Consider the following 19,456-nt stretch of genomic DNA (forward strand, 5'->3'; position numbering starts at 1 on the left):
GTCACTGACTCTACGTCGCAGTCGGGGCCGGGGTTGTCACCTCAGCGTCGAACAGTTCGTCGAGTGCGGCTCCGAAACCTTGCGCGAGCTGGTCCAATTCGGGTGCCAGATCGGAGCAACTGACGATGCCGACGTCGAGTTTTCCGTCGAGTGACATCACCGTCACGTTGAGTCCTGCCCCGTGAAAGATCGGGCCGAGCGGGAACATTCCCTTGATCTGGGCGCCGAGGAAGTAGAGCGGGACCGGCGGCCCGGGCACGTTCGAGACGACCAGGTTGGACACGACGGGGTGACGCTCGGCGAGTTTGAGCGACGAGTACACCCGCATGGCGGCGCCGAACACCGCCGGCGATGCGAACTGGGACCAGTCCTGGAGCATGTTCGCGCCCAGAGCCTCGTTGTGGTTCTTCGAGGTGGCGTTGTAATCGCTGATCGCGTGCAGACGCTCGACCGGATCGCCGATCTGGGTGCCCAGCTGCGTGAACATGCCCGAGATCTGGTTTGTGCCCGGCCGATCGGATTTACCGTGGACCGATACGGGGACCATCGCGACGAGTGAGTCCTCCGGCAGTTCGTCGCGGTCCTCGAGGTAGGTCCGCAAAGCACCCGCGCACAGCGCGAGAACCACATCGTTGACCTTCACGCCGTGACGGTCTTTGACGGCTTTGACCTTCGCGAGATCGAGCTGGCTGAAGGCGACGTTGCGGTGACCGGTGATAGCGCCGTTGAACGAGGTCCGCGGCGCGGTGAACGGAGCAGGCATCGCTTCACCCTTGCGTGCACGCGTCACCCACTTGGGGAGCATCGCGATTCCGCCGGGGACCAGACGGGCAATTCTTGCGGGTCGGGCGATGACGGCCATGAGTCCGCCGATCGCGATGTCCAGCGTTCCCGCGTCGCCCGCACCCTGTGCGGTGGGATCCACGAGCGCCGGTGAATCCGGTTCGAGACTGCACAGCTGAGCGAGGATGTTCGCGCCGGTGACGCCGTCGGCAGCGCTGTGATGAATCTTCGACATGACGGCGATCTGTCCGTCGGCAAGTCCCTCGATGACCCACATCTCCCACAGTGGGCGGGAACGATCCAGCGGTTGGCTCGCGATGTGTCCGGCGAGTTCTGCCAGTTCCGCGTGTGTGCCCGGAGCAGGTACCGCGGTCCGGTGGCAGTGCCGCTCGATGTCGAAATCGTGATCGTCGACCCATACCGGGTAGTCGAGATTGAGGCGGGAATCTTTGAGTTTGCGCCGGAAGGTCGGCATCGTGGCCATCCGCGAGTCCAACTCGCGAAGCAGCTTCCGGTAGTCGTAACCGCCCGGAATGGTCGAGGGGTCGAGCAGTACGAGTCCACAAACGTGCAATAGCTGGGTCGGTGTTTCCAAGTAGAGGAAGGTCGCGTCGAGTCCGCTGAGACGTTGCATGACTCATTTTAGAACAGGTTCTAGTATTTTTCCGGGGGAATGCGTAAACGAGTAGTGGAGTTAGTCGCCCTGCCGCGACAGCGTGGTTATCCCGGCAGGCGGAAGTCCTGCCGCGTACGCGAGAACTTCACAGAAAGCCTCGACGTGGTGAGCCAATTCCGATGACGTTGCAGTCCAGGATGCTCGTAACTCGAGTTGGTGGGCTCGTGGCGGGCCCGCGATGTCGCCGTATCGCACGGAAGTTGTGGCTGTGACCGTACCGCCCAGGGCCACAAAAGGTTCCGGTCCGGCTTCGAGTGCGTCCACCAGCCAACTCCAGGCTACTTCGGGAAGTAGTGGATCCGCGGCGACGGCTTCGTCGAGGTCGGCCTGTATGTAGGCCACCAACCGCATGGTGCCGTTCCACGCCTCGTCGCCGTCCGGATCGAACAACAGGATCAGGCGGCCGAAAGCGTCGCCTTCGGACTGCTCGGCCACGACGTCGGAGTCCGGGTGCAGAACCTCGGCTCCCACTGCGTGGCTGTACGGAGCGAGACGCTGCGGTGGACGGATGGGACCGACCTCTATCTCGGGCCGAACCCGCGCAGCGGTCATCGCCTCCACGGCGGCACGGAACTCGGCCGGGTCGGCTGTCGATCCGGATGTCGTCACAGGTCAGGACGTTAGTCGGGGATAAGGGCGGGTAGGTGGAGGCGCGCCGACCGAGTGTGGTTCGGGTGTGTGGCCGCTCACGAACAGCTCGGGTGTCCGATCCCGAGTGTGGGACATGGCAGCATTGAGTCGATCGAAGACACACGTTGGCGGAGAGCGCGAGGACTGATGAGCGGGTTGGACAACATGAATTCAGGCATGACCGGGTCGGCGGAATACAGCGCTCGGCGAGTTTTGCCCGACGCACCGTTGCTCGCCGCGGCGACCGGACGCACTCCGAGTCGACGGCCGGTGTGGTTCATGCGCCAGGCCGGACGTTCGTTGCCGGAGTATCGCGAGATCCGCGCGGGGATCGGCATGTTGGAGTCGTGTTTCGATCCGGCGCTGGTCTGTGAGATCACGATGCAGCCGGTGCGCCGTCACGATGTGGACGCGGCAATCCTGTTCTCGGACATCGTTGTTCCGCTCAAGGCTGCGGGAATCGATCTCGACATCGTTGCCGGCGTCGGACCGGTGGTTGCCAATCCGATTCGCTCCATCGCCGACGTCGCAGCCCTCCCTCGATTGGTTCCCGAAGAGGTCGGGGCGATCGCGCAGGCCGTTCGACTTCTCACCACCGAGTTGGGCTCGACTCCGCTGATCGGCTTTGCCGGAGCACCGTTCACCTTGGCGTCGTATCTGGTCGAGGGTGGTCCGAGCCGGAACCACGAGAAGACCAAGGCGCTCATGCACTCCGATCCGAAGACCTGGCACGCGTTGCTCGGAAGCCTGGCAGACACCACGATCTGCTTCCTGCAGACGCAGCTCAAGGCGGGTGTCGACGCGGTTCAGCTGTTCGACTCGTGGGCCGGCGCGCTCTCGCTGGCCGATTACCGGGAATTTGTTCTCCCGCATTCCGAACGGGTGTTTGCCGAGGTTGCAGCTGCCGGCGTTCCGCGTATCCACTTCGGTGTCGGAACCGGTGAACTTCTCGGCGCGATGGGGGAGGCAGGTGCCGACGTCGTGGGTGTCGACTGGCGGATTCCGCTCGACGTCGCGGCCGGTCGTGTCGGTCCGGGCAAGGCGCTGCAAGGCAATCTCGATCCCGCTGTACTGTTCGCGGGCCCCGAGGTGATCGATCGTGAGGTGCGCCGGATCGCCGCCGAAGGTGACCGCGCGATCGAGGCCGGTGCCATCGGCCACATCTTCAACCTCGGCCATGGAGTTCTTCCCGACACCGATCCCACGGCGATCACCTCGGCGGTGGAGCTGGTGCACTCGCTGTGACAACCACTCGGCCGTCGGTCGCGGTGATCGGAGGCGGAATCTCCGGTCTGGTTGCCGCGTACCGGCTTCGGTGCAGTCTGGGCTCCGTTGCCGACATCACGGTCGTCGACGACTCTCCGCGACTGGGCGGGAAGCTGCGAACGATTGATCTCGGTGGTGGCCCGATCGACATCGGCGCCGAGGCGTTCATCGCCCGTCGGCCCGAAGTCCCTGCGCTTCTCGCCGAGCTGGGACTGACCGATCAGATCGTTTACCCCGCGGGGTTGAGCCCGTTGATCTGGTCCCAGGGCTCACTGAATCGACTTCCTGCCGGAACCCTGATGGGAATCCCGGCATCGTCCGAGTCGGTGAGAGATCTAGTCGACGAGCAGACGCTGTCGCGCATAGCTGCCGAACCAGGCGTTCCGTTCGAGTGGACACGCGGTTCCGATTGCAGTGTTGCCGAACTGGTTTCAGGGCGATTCGGTGATCAGGTGGTCAGCCGATCGGTGGATCCCCTTCTCGGCGGGGTGTACTCGGGCCTGGCGGAGACCATCGGAGTGCGTGCAGCTTTGCCGACACTCGCTGCGGCGCTCGATGCGGGCGCTCAGAGCCTCACGGATGCAGTTGCAGCCGCAGTGCCGACACCTGCACCCGGACCAGTGTTCGGAGCGCTCAGGGACGGTTACGGCATCTTGCTCGATGCGCTGCGGCAGGCCGCCGACGCGACGTTCGTCCGCGGCGAGGCTTCCGAGTTACGCAGGGACGGGAAAGGTTGGAACGTCGATCCGCTCGGCAGCGTCGACGCGGTGATTCTGGCTGTTCCGGCGCCGCGCGCAGCGGTGCTGTTGGCCGGCGTCGATGCGGATATTGCGCGTATCGCGTCGCGGATCGAACTGGCGTCGTCCGCGGTGGTGGCGCTCCGCTTGCCCGGTCAGGTCGACCTTCCGCAGAATTCGGGGATCCTGGTTGCCACCGACGCCGACCTGACCGCCAAGGCGTTCACGCTGTCGAGCCGAAAGTGGACGCACCTCGCTGATCGCGGCGAGCATCTCGTTCGGGTGTCGTTCGGTCGATTCGGCGCATCGGAGATCGTCGACCGGCCGGATGGTGAACTGATCGAACTTGCGTGCGCCGATCTCGCGACCGTGACCGGAATCACCGAGGAGCCAGGAGCGAGCTTCGTACAGCGGTGGCACGGCGGTCTTCCCCAGTACTCCCCAGGTCACACGGAAATCGTGGCTGAAATCGAGTCCGGGATGACGCAGTTCGACGGCCTCGAAGTGGCCGGGTCGTGGCTGCACGGCGTCGGGGTTCCGGCGTGTGTCGCAGTCGGCACGACGGCGGCTACACGGATATTCGAGCGAGTGGCACGATAGACCCATGGCACGCCTTGATTTCGACAAACTGAACTCTGAAATCCGTTACCTCATGTTCTCCGTGTTCCAGGTGGAACCCGGTGTGCTGGGCGATGATCGGGAAGCTGCGGTCAAGGACGCCCGCTTGTTCTTCGAGGGTCTCGAAGACAAGGGCGTCGTGGTTCGCGGCATCTACGACGTCGCCGGCTTGCGCGCCGACGCGGACTTCATGATCTGGACCCACGCGGCCAGCATCGAGGAACTGCAGGCCGCGTACGCGGATTTCCGCCGCACCACCGTCCTCGGACAGGCCAGTGCTCCCATCTGGAGCAACTCGGCGGTGCACCGCCCCGCGGAGTTCAACAAGAGCCACGTGCCCTCGTTCATCGCGGGTGAGGATCCCGGCGACTACATCTGCGTTTACCCGTTCGTCCGCTCGTACGAGTGGTACCTGCTCCCCGACGAGGAGCGTCGCAAGATGCTCGCCGATCACGGTATGGCTGCTCGTTCGTACAAGGACGTTCGCGCCAACACGGTCCCGGCCTTCGCTCTGGGGGACTACGAGTGGATTCTCGCGTTCGAAGCGCCTGAGCTCATCCGTATCGTCGATCTGATGCGCGATCTGCGTGCCACCGAAGCTCGCTTGCACGTTCGCGAAGAGGTGCCGTTCTTCACCGGGCCGCGCGTGGACATCGAGAAGCTGGTCCTTTCCCTTCCCTGATCTACTTCGAAAGTAGTTTCTGTGACAACTGCACCGAACCGGCGTCGTCAACACATGTCCCATTGGGGAATGTTCACCGCCGAATCGGTCGCCGGCGAGGTGACCGCCGTGCATCCGTACGAGGGTGATTCGAATCCCTCGCCGATGCTCGGGAACCTCGCCGGTTCGGTGCGCAGTCGGGCTCGCGTTTCGGGCCCGGCGGTACGCCGCGGTTGGCTCGAGAACGGGCCTGGTCCCAGCGACCGACGTGGAGCGGACGAGTTCGTCTCGGTCTCGTGGGACGAACTGACCGAACTCCTCTCCCGCGAGTTGCGTCGCGTGGTCGACACGCACGGGAACAACGCGATCTTCGGCGGCTCGTACGGCTGGGCCAGCGCCGGTCGATTCCATCACGCGCAGAGCCAAGTTCACCGATTTCTGAATCAGCTGGGTGGATACACCAAGTCGGTCCACAGCTACTCGCTCGGTGCCACCGGTGTCATCATGCCGCGTGTGGTCGGAACACACTGGAAGTTGTTCGCGCGCTCCACGTCGTGGGACGTCATCGCCAAGCACTCCGATCTTCTCGTCTCGTTCGGGGGAGTACCGATCAAGAACACCGGCGTCAATGCCGGTGGTACGAGCGATCATCCGACGCGCGGGGCGCTCGACGCATTTCGTGCCCGCGGCGGAAAGATCGTCTCCTTCAGTCCGTTGCGCGACGACGTCGATGGCGACTGCGAGTGGATCGCACCTGTTCCGGGAACCGACGTGGCAATCATGCTTGCCCTGGCGTTTGTCCTGGCGTCGGAGGACCTGCACGATCGCGATTTCCTGGACCGCTTCTGCGTCGGCTACGAACGCTTCGAGGATTACCTGCTCGGACGTGCCGACGGTGTACCGAAGGATCCGCGCTGGGCGCAGAAGATCTCCGGGGTGCCGGCGGAGTTCATCACCGACCTGGCTCGGAGAATGGCGTCCGGCCGGACGCTGGTGACCGTCACGTGGTCGTTGCAACGCATCAAACACGGTGAACAGGCACCGTGGATGGGCGTGACACTCGCCGCGATGCTCGGCCAATTCGGGCTTGCGGGTGGCGGTTTCGGCCACGGCTACGGTTCGATGAACGAGCCGGGTCTGGCTCCGGTGCCGTATCCGTTGCCGACCTTCTCACAAGGTGTGAATCCGGTGCCCGATTTCATTCCGGTGGCCGCGATCTCCGATCTCTTGCTCTCGCCCGGCGAGGAGTTCGACTACGACGGCAGGCGCCTGACCTATCCGGATATTCGGTTGGTCTACTGGGCCGGTGGCAATCCGTTTCACCACCACCAGGATCTCCCGAGGCTGCGACGGGCATTTGCGCGTCCGGACACGATCGTCGTTCACGATCCCTACTGGACGCCGATGGCTCGCAATGCCGACATCGTTGTCCCGTCGACAACGTCGCTCGAACGAAATGACCTGAGCTGCACACGAAATGATCCACTTCTGGTCGCGATGCAGCAAGTAGTTCCACCTTTCGCGAACTCGCGAGACGACTACGACACGTTTGCCGCTCTGGCTTCTGCGCTCGGATTCGGGGAGCAGTTCACCGAGGGGAGATCCTCACAGGAGTGGATCGAGCATCTCTACGGTCAATGGCGGCCGTTCGTCGATGCAGACGGCGGCAACACACCGACGTTCGAGGATTTCTGGTCGGACGGGCACTACCGGATGCGAACCGAAGACAACCTCGTGCTCTTCGGTGACTTCCGCGAGGACCCCGAGAAGTATCCGCTCTCGACTCCGAGTGGGAAGATCGAGATCTTCTCCGAGACCATCGAGTCTTTCGGCTACGACGACTGCGCCGGCCATCCGCGCTGGTACGAGCCCGACGAGTGGCTGGGTGGACCCCGGGCCACGCAATTCCCGCTTCACTTGATCGCCAACCAGCCCAAGACGCGGCTGCACAGCCAACTCGATCACGGCGCTGCGAGCCAGGCATCGAAGATTCAGGGACGCGAGCCGATTCGTATGCACCCCGATGCAGCGGCCCAGCGCGGCGTGTCGGCTGGGGACGTGGTGCGCGTATTCAACGATCGCGGGGCGTGCCTGGCTGGTGTGATCGTCGATTCGGATTTGCGGAGCGACGTCGTCCAGTTGTCGACCGGGGCGTGGTACGACCCGCTCGATCCTGCCGATCCCGATTCGCTGTGTGTTCACGGAAATCCCAACGTTCTGACGCCGGACGTCGGCACGTCTTCGCTTTCGCACGGGTGCACCGGCCAGCACGTTCTGGTGCAGATCGAGAAATTCCAAGGGGTTCTGCCGCCGGTCAAGGCGTTCGATCCGCCCGTGCTTCGTTCGCGCTGACGGAACCGATCGGCCACCTCCCGCGTCGAACCTCGTGAGCGCCTGAATCAGGTGTCACGATCTATCGAAGGTGGGGGCCATCGTGAGTGGGGCGGATGTTGGTTCGATGAGGGGACACGTCGAAGTTCTTCGGGCTCAGATCGATTCGATGCAGGTTGATCTGTTGGAGCGAACGCGATCGCTGGCGGATATGCAGGAGAAGATCGCACGAGCAACGGCGAGCGCGCGCTCGAGTGATGGCAGCGTGGAAGTCGTCGTAGACGCTTCGGGGGCGACCGTGGGAGTCACCCTCTCCGGGAGCGCTTACGGCAAGCATTCGCCGGTAGCGTTGGGAAATCTGATCCTGGCCACGGCCACATCTGCGGCGGAGGACATGCGCCGACAGATTGCCGAGATGTCGAGGCCGTTCACCGAAGCGGCCAGGATCGATTTGCCCGACCTCGTTCCCGGTGTGCTCGGATTGCGTGAGATTCTCGCGCCTCGTCCGGCGTCGGTGCCGGTCGGCGGCGACGAGCACTGGGACCGCACCGTTCTGAGGAGCTCCGGCAATGTCTGAACTGGACGTGGACGTGGCCGCGATGGGAAGTGCTGCACCAGCATTCGAGGTGGTCGCTGCCGATCTCGACGAGGCACGGAGTGCTCTGGAAACAGTGGCCGGCGCCGAAGAGGGGTGTTGGGGCGCTGACCAGTTCGGAACCGCATTCTCGGACGCGTATGTTCCCGGTGCGGAGTCAGCAGTCGGTGGGATGACACTGGTCGCGGGCGCGCTCCGCGAATTGACCGCCACGCTGATCGAGATCACCGATCGTTTCGAATCGATCGACACCTCGCTTGCCGACGACATGGCGGGTGGGCTCTGATGGGACTCGAGATTCCGGGCTGGTTACAGGCGGTTGCGTCGGTCGCGGTGGGCAGTGACTGGCCGCAAGGAGACGAAACGGCACTGTGGAGGTTGGGTGATGCCTGGTCAGGCGCGGCTGATCGGATCGAGGCTTCGGCCGCTGCCGGTGGTTACGGATTGCAAACTGTACTGGCATCGATCGACGGTCGAGCCGGCGACTCGTTGTCTCGGTATTGGTCGGAGGCCGGGGGAGTTGCGGATGTCTTCGAGCGGTTGTCCTCTGCCGCGGCCGAACTGGGTCAGTCATGCACCGATACCGGCACGGACATCGAGTACACCAAACTGTCGATCCTCGCGGCGCTGGGCGCACTGGCGCTCGAGATTGCCGCCATGGTGGCGGCCGCTGTCCCGACACTGGGTGCGAGTACCGCCGGAATCGTGGCGGCTGAGGTGGCAACAACACTCACGGTCCGAATGCTGTTGCAGCAATTGTTGATACGAGTGATCGAGGCTGCAGCAGTGGAAGCTGCCGCTGCCGTCTTCTCCGGCCTCGCCATTCAACTCGGGCAGATGACGATGGATCATCGCCAGTCGATCGACGGTGGCAAGGTCGTGACCGAGGGGCGCGACGGTTTCATCAAGGGACTTGCGAACGGAGGGTTGAAGACGACGCCGGATCGTGTCGGCCCCGACCCGAACCCGCTCCCGACCGGTTCGAGATTGCAGCAGATCGCGCGGGGGGCTTTCGACGATGCGGTATCGGGAGCGTCCGCTGCGATCGTGACGAAGGAAGTCACGGGCGGCGATGCCTCGTTGACGGACATCACGTCCGGCGCGATCGGTGGTGGGATCGGGTCAGTCAAGGACGGTCTTGTCGCTCGAAACGAGGACCTGAACGCGGCTGGGCTGAGCCCGACTGCGCTGAACTGGGACTTCTGAGTTGAAGTCTCGAATCGTGGGCTACCAGTGACACGGGGTAGCCCACGACCTGGCTACTGAGCGACACGGGGTAGCCCACGACCTGGCTACTGAGCGGGCTTGAGAACCAGCGAGATCGAGTTGATGCAGTACCGCTGATCGGTCGGCGTCGGGTATCCCTCGCCCTCGAAGACGTGACCGAGGTGGCTGTGGCACTTCTTGCAGATGACCTCGACACGGCGCATCCCGAGTGAGCTGTCTTCCTTCAGGATCACGGCATCCGAATCCGCCGGATCGAAGAAGGACGGCCACCCGCAGTGCGATTCGAACTTTTCGGTGCTGCGGAACAGTTCGGCTCCGCACGCACGGCAGGAGTAAACGCCTTCCGTGGTGGTGTCGGTGTACTCGCCGACGAAGGGGCGTTCGGTGCCGGCTTGGCGCAGGACGGCGAACTCCTCCGGAGTCAGCTTTTCGCGCCACTCGCTCTCGGTGTACGTGACCTCAGGTGTGCTTTCGATGCCATCGTGTGAAGAACTCATGCCTCCACGCTAATGCTTTGTCGCCGTTTCGGCTTCGTCGGCAGGTGAGACGGTATCGAGCGGGGGATCGAGGAGGTAGGCGGGATCGATTCCGCGATCCAAGCGGCCCTCGCGACGCGCGACCAGATACCGGTATCCGAGGACACAGAAGATCACGATCAGCAGAAGGCTCCAGCCGAGGGTGCTCTTGGTGTATTCGGCTGCCCGGCCGAAGGTCGGCCAGCGGTTCGACCACCAGCTGTCGAACGTCATGAAGCCGTAGACGGCGAGCCACGCCGGCCAGTTCCGCATGACCGAGTTCTTGAGCACCACGGACATCAACAGCGGCAACAGCATCATCGAGTAGTACATCTGGCCGAGCGATGGCAGCAGGAACGACGCGGTCATGATCACACCGGTCGCGGTGGTGAGGAAGAAGAGTTCGTCGTTGCGGTAGTAGCGGTACAGAAGCCACAGAGAGACGACGACCATGGCGGCCAACACGACGCGCAACAGCAGGATCAACCATTCGGGCAGACCGAAGTAAGCGCCGTTTCCGACAATCGAACTGTTGAAGTAGTCACGAGATTCGAGCAGGTACGGCACGGTGCGGCGGACGAAGTCCATCGGATCCGACGCAAGCGGCCATGCCACGACCGTGAGAATGAACGGGATGCCCAGGGCGGTGACGAGCACCTTCCACTGACCGCGAACGAGCGGCAGCAGGAGCAGTGGCGCGAGAGTGGGTTTCACTGCGATGGTGAGACCGATCGCGGCGCCGGCCCACAGATCCTTCTTGCGCATCAGCAGCAGGAGGAAGGCAACTTCGCCGAGCAGTACGAGGCCGTTGATGTTGGTGAACACCAACGTGTTGGTGACCGTCTCCGACATGAAAGCGCCGAGCACCAGAATCGGCGCCGCGATGGAACTGATCGTCAGGTCGAACAAGCGCAACAGCAGGTAGAGAGCCACGAGAATGGCGACGGCATTGACACCGATGAACAGCCACCGCGAGCGCTCGGGATCGAGGATCGCCAGGGGTGCCATCAACAAGGAACCCGATGGTGGGTACAGATAATGGGGGTCTACGGAGTTGAAATCTGCGGTGTAGACGTCGCGCCCGTTCCAGAACGCCAGCGCGGCGTTGTAGACCGGTCGGAAGTCATCGGTGATGGCGCCGTTGACTGCTGTGACGATGACACGATTGAGCACGGTCATCACGGCGATCGGCCACAAAACGAAGTTGACGACTTGTTGGGTTGTCCGCCCGGTACGCGGCTCGAGCTGTCGAAGGAACACTTCGGCACGGTACACCGGAGCAGGGTGTGATCGGGGGATGCACCCCTTTTCGGTCGTGGTGGACAAGCGCCCGAGTCAGGCCGGGCACACGCTTCCGTTGCTGGGCAGGGAGGCATCGGTGAGGTATGCCCTCATCGCCTGCTGCGCGCAGGTGGATTGTGCCGCGGGGTGACCCGCACCCTGCCAGTCCAGGGTTGCGAAGCGCGACCCCGCGTTGGTCACGACGCCGGTGACGGTCGAGAGTCCGGAGTTCCCGACGGCCGTGTCGCCCTGACCGCTCAGCACGAGGACGGCGGGCTTCAACTGATTCGGCAGGGGAGAGTTGGCGGTCGACGGCCAGCTGGCGCATGCGAGCAAACCGAGCGCGGCTTCTCGACCGAATACCGGATAGTTGGTGCCCCAGGTGTCCGCCAGTTCGCGGACGCGCCCGATCCCCGGCCACTGCATGCCGTCGGTGCATCGTCCGATGAACTGGCCGTCACCGTCCACCTCGTTCTCTGCCCGGGCGGCGCGCTCTCGAATCGGCGAAGCGTTGCCGGTACCGAGCGCGGACAGAGCGTCTGAGAGCGAGCGGGTCTCTTGCTCACGGTTGGTTCCGGCAGTCCACAGGCTCGCCGAAATCGCGTTCGACACCGCAGCGGCGGACAGCGGCTGGAATTCATCGGCCCGAGCGCGCTCCATCAGGTCCGTGACCGCTTTCTTCGGATCAGGTCCGAGAGAGCACCCCAGCGCCACACATCGCTGAGCGAATGCGGTCAACGCCGCTTCCTCACCCTGCACGCGGCTCTCTGCCTCGGTGGCAGCGTCCGTGGCCACCGGAGCGGGAGAATCGAGGATCAACCTCGCGAGGTTCTCGGGGTGGGCTGCCGCGTAGCTCAGCGCGATGTCCGAGCCGGACCCTGCCGACCACAGAGCGATGGTCTCGACGCCCCACCGCGTACGTAGAGCGTCGATGTCCTCGGCAGCGGAGTCCGCGCCGAACTTCAGTTCTTGAGGATCGAGATAGTCGGTACAGGCGATGGTTGCATCGTGACCGAGAGCGGCGACCGCGTCGGCGGCGTCGCCGGTGGAGTCCGCGTCGAACTGGCCCAGATCGTGAAGGCCGCGCCGAATCTCCGGCGTCATGCAGTCGATTGCGGTGGACCTGTCGATTCCGCGTCGATCCAGGGCAACGACGGGGTGATCCGCGAGTACCGTCGTCAAGCCGGATGTAGCGAGCATGGCCAGAGAGTTTCCCGACGAACGGTCGGTGCCGGATGTGAACACGATCGGATACGCGTTGGCAGGCGTCGAGGACGTTCGAGCGCGGGTCAAGCCGGCAGTGAAGTTGCCGTCGATGGCGCCGGTCACGTCGATGGGGGCACTGAATTCCGCGCATTCGAGGATGACGCCGGCGCTCGACGCTGCGAGAGCCTGGTCGGCGAGTGACGTGCCGGTGCAGTCTCGCCACGGTATGTCGTCGGTCGGGACGCCGGGGTCAACCGGCGGCGCATCGGGTGACGGTCCCTCGCTCTGGGCAGGGCTGCCGTCGGTGCGGCCTTCGACCGCGACGGCGGGCCGAAGCGACGGCCCGGCGCCGCACGCACAACACGTCGCGAGGACGACGGCCATCAAAGCAACTCTGCGCATGCCGACCAGAGTGCCAGGTTCACCGACGTGGCTGCTGACGAACCCATCGAGTGAGGATCGTGCCGTCCGAATCGCCGAGAATGTGAGCGGGATGCATCGACGTGGGCATTGCATTGGGGGAGAGCGAGATTCGGCCGACTTTGCTCCCCACCAGTTGAGGTGAAGTGGTGATGCAGAGTTCGTCGACGGCATTGTCCTCGATCAACTGCCCGAAAAGTGACGGCCCTCCCTCACACAGCACGCGACGGAGCTTGCGAGCCGACAAGGCCCTGTCGATGTCGCCGCTGCTGACATTCGGTGAGTCCGTCACCTCCACCTGCGCTCCGGCCGACCTCAGCGCTGAAATCGCTGCGCTGTCCGCGGCGCTACCGACAACAAGAATCGGCGGAATTTCGGTATCTCGTAGGAGCCGGCTTTCAGGGTCGATCGACGCGTGCGCCGAGACGACGAGGATCGGTGGGACCGGAGCGAGGCCGCCCGCCTTTCGTCGCGCCTGGGCTGCGTCCGAGATCTGCACACCCCCGTAGTTCTCGGCTCGCGCTGTGCCTGCGCCGACCACGACGACGTCACAAAGTTCGCGCAAGATCCCGAATACCGACTTGTCTGCAGGGGTGCCCAGTCCATGGCTCACTCCGTCGACGGAGACGCACCCGTCGATGCTGGAAACGAAGTTCACGCGCATCCAGGGTTGGGAGAGGTTCGCCGGATAGGCGTACAAGCCGCGGAGTTCGTCTTCGTGGCCTGGTGTGAAGTAGGTCGCAATATCCATACGGTGCACATGAGAGATCACATCACGTAGATACCCTTGACGGATGCATGAACGTCTTGTCGATCGCAGCCCGGTGGTACCCGCCGATCAACTGGTAGCTCAAATGGTGCCTCCCGCAATGTTCGACGAGGTGAGTTTTGCGTCCTACATTCCTGATCCGAGGGAACCGAGCCAGGCAGCTGCTGTCGCCAAGGCCGAGGAATTCTCCAAGCGCGTAACCAAGATCCGTAGTGGTGGACGCCGCGGACTGTTCGGCAAGAAGACCCAGGCGACCGGCGCCGGCCTGTACCTCGACGGCGGGTTCGGTGTCGGTAAGACTCACTTGCTGGCGTCGATCTTCCACAGCGTCCCGTCGCCGAAGGCTTTCGGAACCTTCGTCGAGCTGACACACGTCGTCGGCGCTCTCGGCTTCAACAAAGCGGTCGAAGCGCTCGCCGACCACAGCGTTCTCTGCATCGACGAGTTCGAGCTCGACGATCCGGGCGACACCATGCTCGTCTCTCGCCTCCTTTCGGAGCTTTCCACGCGCGGCGTGTCCATCGTCGCGACGTCGAACACGCTTCCCGGCCAGCTCGGTGAGGGTCGCTTCGCGGCTCAGGACTTCCTGCGTGAGATCAAGAAGCTCGGCTCGATCTTCGAGACGATTCGCGTCGACGGCCCCGACTACCGTCACCGCGATCTCCCGCCCGCACCAGAGCCCATCTCCTCGGAGGAATTGGTCTCTCGGGCCGAGGCGATCGACGGCGCCACGCTCGACAACTTCGACGAGCTGTGCAAGCACCTCAGCACACTGCATCCGTCGCGCTACAACAAGTTGGTCGAGGGGGTGAAGGCGGTCTTCATCGACGGCGTTCACCCGGCCACGGATCAGTCTGTTGCACTGCGCATCGTGGTTCTCGCCGACCGCTTGTACGACGCGAGCATCCCGGTCACCGTTTCCGGCGCACGCCTCGACGAGATCTTCACCCCCGAGATGCTTGCCGGTGGGTACAAGAAGAAGTACCTGCGCGCGACCTCGCGTCTGCTCGCACTTTCTCGTTTCGAGGTCGCGGCCGGCTGATCAGCAGGCCTGTCAGCTGACGGGGCGCTCCATCACGAAATCGTGGTGGAGTTGTGCCCCCACGAGAAAAGTCTTCGTGCCGACCTGGGTGAAGCCGTGTTTGGCGTAGAACTTCTGGGCGCGCAGATTTTCCTGATTGACACCCAGCCAGATCCCGGCACTTCCGCTGCGTCGTGCATGGTCGACAACCGCGTCCATCAGGGATGCTGCCGCGCCGGTTCCGTGGTTTCCCGGAAGCACGTACAACTTGCTCAGTTCCGTCGTCGGGCGAAGTGTCACAGCAGCTTTGACGTCCGGGTCGGCGGGCTCGTCGTCGACGAGCATCGCGTAGCCGACGATCGAGCCGTCGCGAATGACCTTGAGAACGGTTCGTGTCGGGTCCGTCAGATACTCGGAGAACTTGTCGACCGAGAGAACGTTGTCGATGAAGGCACTGATGTCGTCGTCGGATGCGCCCGGCGGACAAGCCAGCGGAAACGTCACCGCTGCCACGTCGGCGATTGCTTCGGAATCCCAGATTCCGGCCCGGTCAACGGTGATCGTCACGTCAGTTTCTACCTCTCGCGCACATGATTCGGTTGATCAAGTACACCACCTTCGTCGAGCGTGATGCTCAAGCGGCGTTCTCGGCGACCGGCGTCGTGGCTCGTTTCGGTGCGAACGCGGGAGCAAGGACTATCAAGATCGCGCAGAACGCCAGCGGAATCAGGAACCCGATTCGAAGGTCACTGAAGGCAGCGACCGCGCCGACGATGCCGCCGCCGACCACCGTGCCGACGTAGTTGAAGAGGTTGATGCGTGCGATCACCGCGTCGACCTGATCCGGGGGAGCCATCCGTCCGGCGGCGCTGAAGCAGATCGGGGCGATCACCGGTACGCCGAGGCCGACGATCAGGAAGCCGGCGATGGCAACGGCGGGAGATTGCGCGAGGACAACGATCGTCATGCCGACCACGCCGATGAGAGAGCCGATCCGCACGACGGTGGTCTCACCGAACTTGCCGACCCAGTAGTCGCCGGTCAGTCGTGCGACCAGTGCCGCGATTTGGTACGCCGCCACGGAAAGGGCGGCCGTCCCGGCGTCGGCGAGCAGTTCGTCCTTGACGTACAGCGTCGACCAGTTTCCGACGCTGAAGTCGACCGCATAGAACAATGCCATCGCGACGCCGAGCAGGACGAAGGCGCGGGTGGGTACGGTGAATTTCGCGGTGCTCGTGATGTTTGCATCGGCAACCGGAGACTCGGAGCGATCGAGCAGTTGCGGGCCGAAGGCCAGAAGCATCAGTCCGACAACAACTCCCGCGATCACCTGCGTTATGCGGATCGAGATGTCGAGGCTTGCGGTAGCAGAGATGAACAGAGCGCCGACAATCGCTCCGACGCTCCAGGAAGCATGGAACGAGGAGAGGATGAAGCGGCCCTTGGCGTGTTGGATCGAGACTGCCTGCATGTTGGCGGCGGCGTCGACCATGCCGAGTCCGATGCCGTAGATCGCCAGGAAGACGAAGAACATCGCCGCGTTGGGCGCAATTCCGGTTGCCCCGCCGAAGACTGCGATGACGGCGAGTCCGGTTCGCAGAGTCATCTTGCTCGACGTTCTCACGGCCAGAATCTCGGCGAGCACGCTGCCGAGCCCGGCGATGACGGACACGGTGACAACCGCAACCACAACCAGTGTCTCGCTCAGCTCGAACAAATCCTTGTACTGCGGCAGCTGCGTCAGAATGGCGGCGAGCAGAAATCCTTGAAGTCCGAAGGCCACCGAAGTGGCGATCCGAGCCCTCGTCAGGGTGCGGGTGTTATCCGTCATCAAGCAGGGCCTTTGTCTCGTTCGTTCGGTTAGGCCGAACGGTACTGGATCTTGATACTGGTCGAGTGTCCAACAAAGCTGCGTGTTTTGCACGGTTCTTTGATTAACTGACCGACATGACTCGGCAGCCGACACCAGAATTTCCGTCTTCCTTCGTCTGGGGAACCGCCACCGCGGCCTACCAAATCGAAGGAGCTGTGGCCGAAGACGGTCGCGGACCGTCGATTTGGGACGAGTTCTGTGACCGCCCCGGTGTAGTCGTCGGGGGCGACACCGGAGCGGTTGCTGCCGATCATTATCACCGCTGGGAATCGGATATCGAGTTGATGAAAGACCTCGGGCTCGACGCTTATCGGCTGTCCCTGTCGTGGTCGCGAATTCTGCCCACCGGATCGGGGGCCGTGAATGCGAAAGGGCTCGACTTCTACGACCGCCTGATCGATCGACTGTGCTCGGTGGGAATTACTCCTGCCGTCACTCTCTTTCACTGGGATCTGCCCCTCGCACTGCAAGAGCAGGGCGGCTGGATGAACCGAGACACCTCGTACCGGCTGGGGGAGTACGCCCAGGTCGTCGGCGAACGGTTGTCCGATCGCGTCGGAATGTGGATGCCGCTCAACGAACCGGTAGTGCACACGCTCTACGGTCATGCCCTGGGAGTTCATGCCCCCGGCCTGGCCTTGGGGTTCGAGGCTTTCCAAGCCGCACATCACCAGCTGCTCGGGCACGGCCTCGCCGTCGAAGCGCTTCGGGCAACCGGATGCACGAACATCGGAATCGCCTCGAACCATGCACCGGTGCGTGCCGCTTCCGATTCGCCGGAAGACGTGATGGCTGCCGACATCTACGACCACGTCGTCAATTGGATGTTCGCCGACCCGATATTGGTCGGTAAGTACCCCGCCGACGAATTCGCTCAGCTGCTCAGCGGTCCCGTCGACGAGGACTTGAAAATCATCGGGGCGCCGCTCGACTGGTACGGGATCAACTACTACGAGCCGACGATGATTGCCGCTCCGGTGGAAGGCCAGGGGACCGAAGGTGTGCTCGAGGTCGACCTGCCGCCGGGCCTGCCCTTTGCGCCTGTCGCGATTACCGGTTATCCCACAACCGATTTCGGATGGCCGATCGTTCCCGAAGGGCTGGGTGAGATCCTGCGGACGTTCCGAGCTCGGTTCGGTGACGCACTGCCGCCGATCTACATCACGGAAAGCGGATGTTCATTCCACGACGCTCCGGATGCCGCAGGCGTCGTCGCGGACGAAGCACGAATCGACTACCACGATGCGCACCTTCGCGCCCTCCGATCGGCCATGGACGACGGTGTCGACGTCCGTGGCTATTTTGTGTGGTCACTCCTCGACAACTTCGAATGGGCTGCGGGATACAAAGAGCGATTCGGCCTGGTACACGTCGATTTCGACACCCAGAAGCGCACACCGAAGACCTCGTTCGAGTGGTATCGCGCCCTGATCGCCGAGCATAAATCGGCTCAGGTCTGACCTGTGCGGAGGCGGTCCGGGTTGCATTCTCGAACCGGGCCGCCTAGCCTCGTCTCTCATGAAGCGAATTCTCGTAGTAAGCCGCCGTAGCGGGGTCTGAATCGGACCGACCCCTCGCTGCGGGTCGTCTTGCTACCAGTTGGTCCTCCACTTCATTCCAGGAAGACCACGATCATGACTTACAACTTCGCCTTCGCTTCTGATTCTGCCTTCGCTTCTGATTCTTCTTCTACCGCTGCTGATCCTTTCGCGGCGCGTCACGGAAAATCTCTGCCAGCCGGCCTGCGTGCCGAATGCTCAGCGATGTCTTGGACCGAGTTCGAGTCCACGTATGCGGCTATGAGCGGCCCGATCCGTTTGGGCGCGTGGTCCTCCGAGAAGGTTGCGCCGGGTCGTTGGACTTTCGAAGCGACTCTCGGTCTGGGGGAGCGCATCCAGAAGGCTTCCGCCACCTCGACTGGCGCGATCTCGGCCATGACGTCGATGCTGCACGACGCGGGAATCTCGCTCGAGATCCTGTCTTTCCATCAGCACCAGATCGGCCACCGCACGGCGACGTTCATCTTTACCGAGTGCGACGGCCGTCGGAGCTGGGCGATGGGGATTGCGGAGTCGTCGACTGAGTCCTCGCTGCGCGCGATGACTTCGGCAGCGAACCGCTTCTCTCACTGATCAGTTACAACAATCTGATCAGCTACATCAACCGCAGTACTGACGTGGATTCCGAGAGGGCTTGCGTCTGTACTGCGGTTGATGTGTTCGGCGCTCGAACGCAAAAAGCCGGAACCCTGAGGTTCCGGCTTCTTGCAATTTCAAATGGTGCGCGATACTGGGATTGAACCAGTGACCTCTTCCGTGTCAGGGAAGCGCTCTCCCGCTGAGCTAATCGCGCGGGTTCTGGAGAAAAATGGAGCGGACGACGGGATTCGAACCCGCGACCCCAACCTTGGCAAGGTTGTGCGCTACCAGCTGCGCCACGTCCGCATGAGCAATGAACTCCGTTACCGGAACTCAGTACTTTTCTAACTTATCAGACCTGCAAGCAGGTCTTGACCATCAGGCCCGAGGGCCTGACGTGGTGCGCGATACTGGGATTGAACCAGTGACCTCTTCCGTGTCAGGGAAGCGCTCTCCCGCTGAGCTAATCGCGCGAGGTGGAGACGGGAATCGAACCCGTGTGCACGGCTTTGCAGGCCGTTGCCTCACCACTCGGCCACTCCACCGTAAAAGGTTGAGTCACACCTCTCGAGCGGACGACGGGATTCGAACCCGCGACCCCAACCTTGGCAAGGTTGTGCGCTACCAGCTGCGCCACGTCCGCATCGCACCGTGTTGCTTGGGGAGCTGCTCGCTCTCCTCGGTGCGTTGGAAACATTAGCCGACCGTG

Annotated in this window: 18 protein-coding genes and 5 tRNA genes; 10 read left to right on the top strand and 13 right to left on the bottom strand. The window is 63.1% G+C overall.

Annotated features, from left to right (window positions below):
* Positions 1-10: 10 nt before the first annotated feature.
* Both RE4_RS09775 and RE4_RS09780 read right to left on the bottom strand, forming a co-directional pair.
* Positions 11-1,417: a WS/DGAT/MGAT family O-acyltransferase gene (locus tag RE4_RS09775; RefSeq protein ID WP_019748265.1), complete on the bottom strand. Its 1,407-nt coding sequence runs from the start codon at positions 1,415-1,417 to the stop codon at positions 11-13.
* Between the two features lie 60 nt (positions 1,418-1,477).
* Positions 1,478-2,068, bottom strand: a complete 591-nt coding sequence (locus RE4_RS09780) for a DUF3000 domain-containing protein (protein WP_019748266.1) — start codon at positions 2,066-2,068, stop codon at positions 1,478-1,480.
* A gap of 198 nt (positions 2,069-2,266) precedes the next feature.
* Between RE4_RS09780 and hemE the strand changes: the two genes are divergently transcribed.
* The 7 genes from hemE to RE4_RS09815 all read left to right on the top strand — a co-directional run bounded on the left by hemE (position 2,267) and on the right by RE4_RS09815 (position 9,503).
* Positions 2,267-3,334 (top strand): uroporphyrinogen decarboxylase, encoded by a 1,068-nt coding sequence (hemE, locus tag RE4_RS09785; protein ID WP_020907577.1) that lies wholly within the window; start codon positions 2,267-2,269, stop codon positions 3,332-3,334.
* Positions 3,331-4,692 (top strand): protoporphyrinogen oxidase, encoded by a 1,362-nt coding sequence (locus RE4_RS09790; protein ID WP_060938501.1) that lies wholly within the window; start codon positions 3,331-3,333, stop codon positions 4,690-4,692. Before hemE ends, RE4_RS09790 begins: the two co-directional genes overlap by 4 nt.
* 4 nt (positions 4,693-4,696) lie before the next feature.
* The gene (gene hemQ, locus RE4_RS09795) at positions 4,697-5,392 is read left to right on the top strand and encodes a hydrogen peroxide-dependent heme synthase (RefSeq protein WP_019748269.1); all 696 of its coding nucleotides are present in this window, start codon (positions 4,697-4,699) and stop codon (positions 5,390-5,392) included.
* 54 nt (positions 5,393-5,446) lie between these two features.
* Positions 5,447-7,723 (top strand): molybdopterin guanine dinucleotide-containing S/N-oxide reductase, encoded by a 2,277-nt coding sequence (locus RE4_RS09800; protein WP_060938502.1) that lies wholly within the window; start codon positions 5,447-5,449, stop codon positions 7,721-7,723.
* A gap of 82 nt (positions 7,724-7,805) precedes the next feature.
* Positions 7,806-8,279 carry a YbaB/EbfC family nucleoid-associated protein gene (locus tag RE4_RS09805; protein ID WP_238076725.1) on the top strand — a complete coding sequence of 158 codons (474 nt, stop codon included), beginning with the start codon at positions 7,806-7,808 and terminating at the stop codon, positions 8,277-8,279.
* Positions 8,272-8,583 (top strand): hypothetical protein, encoded by a 312-nt coding sequence (locus RE4_RS09810; RefSeq protein ID WP_019748272.1) that lies wholly within the window; start codon positions 8,272-8,274, stop codon positions 8,581-8,583. The genes RE4_RS09805 and RE4_RS09810 overlap by 8 nt, the downstream gene beginning before the upstream one ends.
* Positions 8,583-9,503 (top strand): WXG100-like domain-containing protein, encoded by a 921-nt coding sequence (locus RE4_RS09815; RefSeq protein WP_046378502.1) that lies wholly within the window; start codon positions 8,583-8,585, stop codon positions 9,501-9,503. Before RE4_RS09810 ends, RE4_RS09815 begins: the two co-directional genes overlap by 1 nt.
* 86 nt (positions 9,504-9,589) lie before the next feature.
* Here RE4_RS09815 and msrB read toward each other — a convergent pair whose 3' ends face one another.
* The 4 genes from msrB to RE4_RS09835 are packed head-to-tail and all read right to left on the bottom strand — an operon-like array spanning position 9,590 to position 13,697.
* Positions 9,590-10,021: a peptide-methionine (R)-S-oxide reductase MsrB gene (gene msrB, locus RE4_RS09820; protein WP_060938503.1), complete on the bottom strand. Its 432-nt coding sequence runs from the start codon at positions 10,019-10,021 to the stop codon at positions 9,590-9,592.
* Positions 10,022-10,030: 9 nt separating this feature from the next.
* On the bottom strand, positions 10,031-11,314 hold the full coding sequence (locus tag RE4_RS09825) for a glycosyltransferase family 87 protein (protein WP_019748274.1): 1,284 nt from the start codon (positions 11,312-11,314) through the stop codon (positions 10,031-10,033).
* Between the two features lie 60 nt (positions 11,315-11,374).
* Positions 11,375-12,928, bottom strand: coding sequence for an alpha/beta fold hydrolase (locus RE4_RS09830; protein ID WP_060938504.1), 1,554 nt, complete (start codon positions 12,926-12,928; stop codon positions 11,375-11,377).
* 19 nt (positions 12,929-12,947) lie between these two features.
* The gene (locus RE4_RS09835; protein WP_060938505.1) at positions 12,948-13,697 is read right to left on the bottom strand and encodes a pyrimidine reductase family protein; all 750 of its coding nucleotides are present in this window, start codon (positions 13,695-13,697) and stop codon (positions 12,948-12,950) included.
* Positions 13,698-13,740: 43 nt separating this feature from the next.
* Here RE4_RS09835 and zapE point away from each other — a divergent pair, with 43 nt between their 5' ends.
* Positions 13,741-14,757 (top strand): cell division protein ZapE, encoded by a 1,017-nt coding sequence (gene zapE, locus RE4_RS09840; protein WP_060938506.1) that lies wholly within the window; start codon positions 13,741-13,743, stop codon positions 14,755-14,757.
* 12 nt (positions 14,758-14,769) lie between these two features.
* Here zapE and RE4_RS09845 read toward each other — a convergent pair whose 3' ends face one another.
* Positions 14,770-15,303, bottom strand: coding sequence for a GNAT family N-acetyltransferase (locus tag RE4_RS09845; protein ID WP_060938507.1), 534 nt, complete (start codon positions 15,301-15,303; stop codon positions 14,770-14,772).
* 67 nt (positions 15,304-15,370) lie between these two features.
* Positions 15,371-16,567, bottom strand: coding sequence for an MFS transporter (locus RE4_RS09850; protein ID WP_019748279.1), 1,197 nt, complete (start codon positions 16,565-16,567; stop codon positions 15,371-15,373).
* A gap of 116 nt (positions 16,568-16,683) precedes the next feature.
* Between RE4_RS09850 and RE4_RS09855 the strand changes: the two genes are divergently transcribed.
* Both RE4_RS09855 and RE4_RS09860 read left to right on the top strand, forming a co-directional pair.
* The gene (locus tag RE4_RS09855; protein WP_060938508.1) at positions 16,684-18,069 is read left to right on the top strand and encodes a GH1 family beta-glucosidase; all 1,386 of its coding nucleotides are present in this window, start codon (positions 16,684-16,686) and stop codon (positions 18,067-18,069) included.
* Between the two features lie 174 nt (positions 18,070-18,243).
* Entirely contained in the window at positions 18,244-18,741 is a 498-nt protein-coding gene (locus tag RE4_RS09860) for an alpha-isopropylmalate synthase regulatory domain-containing protein (protein WP_060938509.1), read from the top strand.
* A gap of 145 nt (positions 18,742-18,886) precedes the next feature.
* Here RE4_RS09860 and RE4_RS09865 read toward each other — a convergent pair.
* The 5 genes from RE4_RS09865 to RE4_RS09885 all read right to left on the bottom strand — a co-directional run bounded on the left by RE4_RS09865 (position 18,887) and on the right by RE4_RS09885 (position 19,390).
* A tRNA-Val gene (locus RE4_RS09865) sits at positions 18,887-18,961 on the bottom strand.
* Between the two features lie 16 nt (positions 18,962-18,977).
* Positions 18,978-19,053 (bottom strand) — tRNA-Gly (locus tag RE4_RS09870).
* A 92-nt stretch (positions 19,054-19,145) separates the two neighbouring features.
* A tRNA-Val gene (locus tag RE4_RS09875) sits at positions 19,146-19,220 on the bottom strand.
* A gap of 1 nt (position 19,221) precedes the next feature.
* Positions 19,222-19,292 (bottom strand) — tRNA-Cys (locus RE4_RS09880).
* Between the two features lie 25 nt (positions 19,293-19,317).
* A tRNA-Gly gene (locus RE4_RS09885) sits at positions 19,318-19,390 on the bottom strand.
* Positions 19,391-19,456 lie beyond the last annotated feature (66 nt).

Origin of the sequence: Rhodococcus erythropolis NBRC 15567 (assembly GCF_001552595.1) — a bacterium.
In the GTDB taxonomy this organism is placed as follows: Bacteria; Actinomycetota; Actinomycetes; order Mycobacteriales; family Mycobacteriaceae; genus Rhodococcus_F; species Rhodococcus_F erythropolis.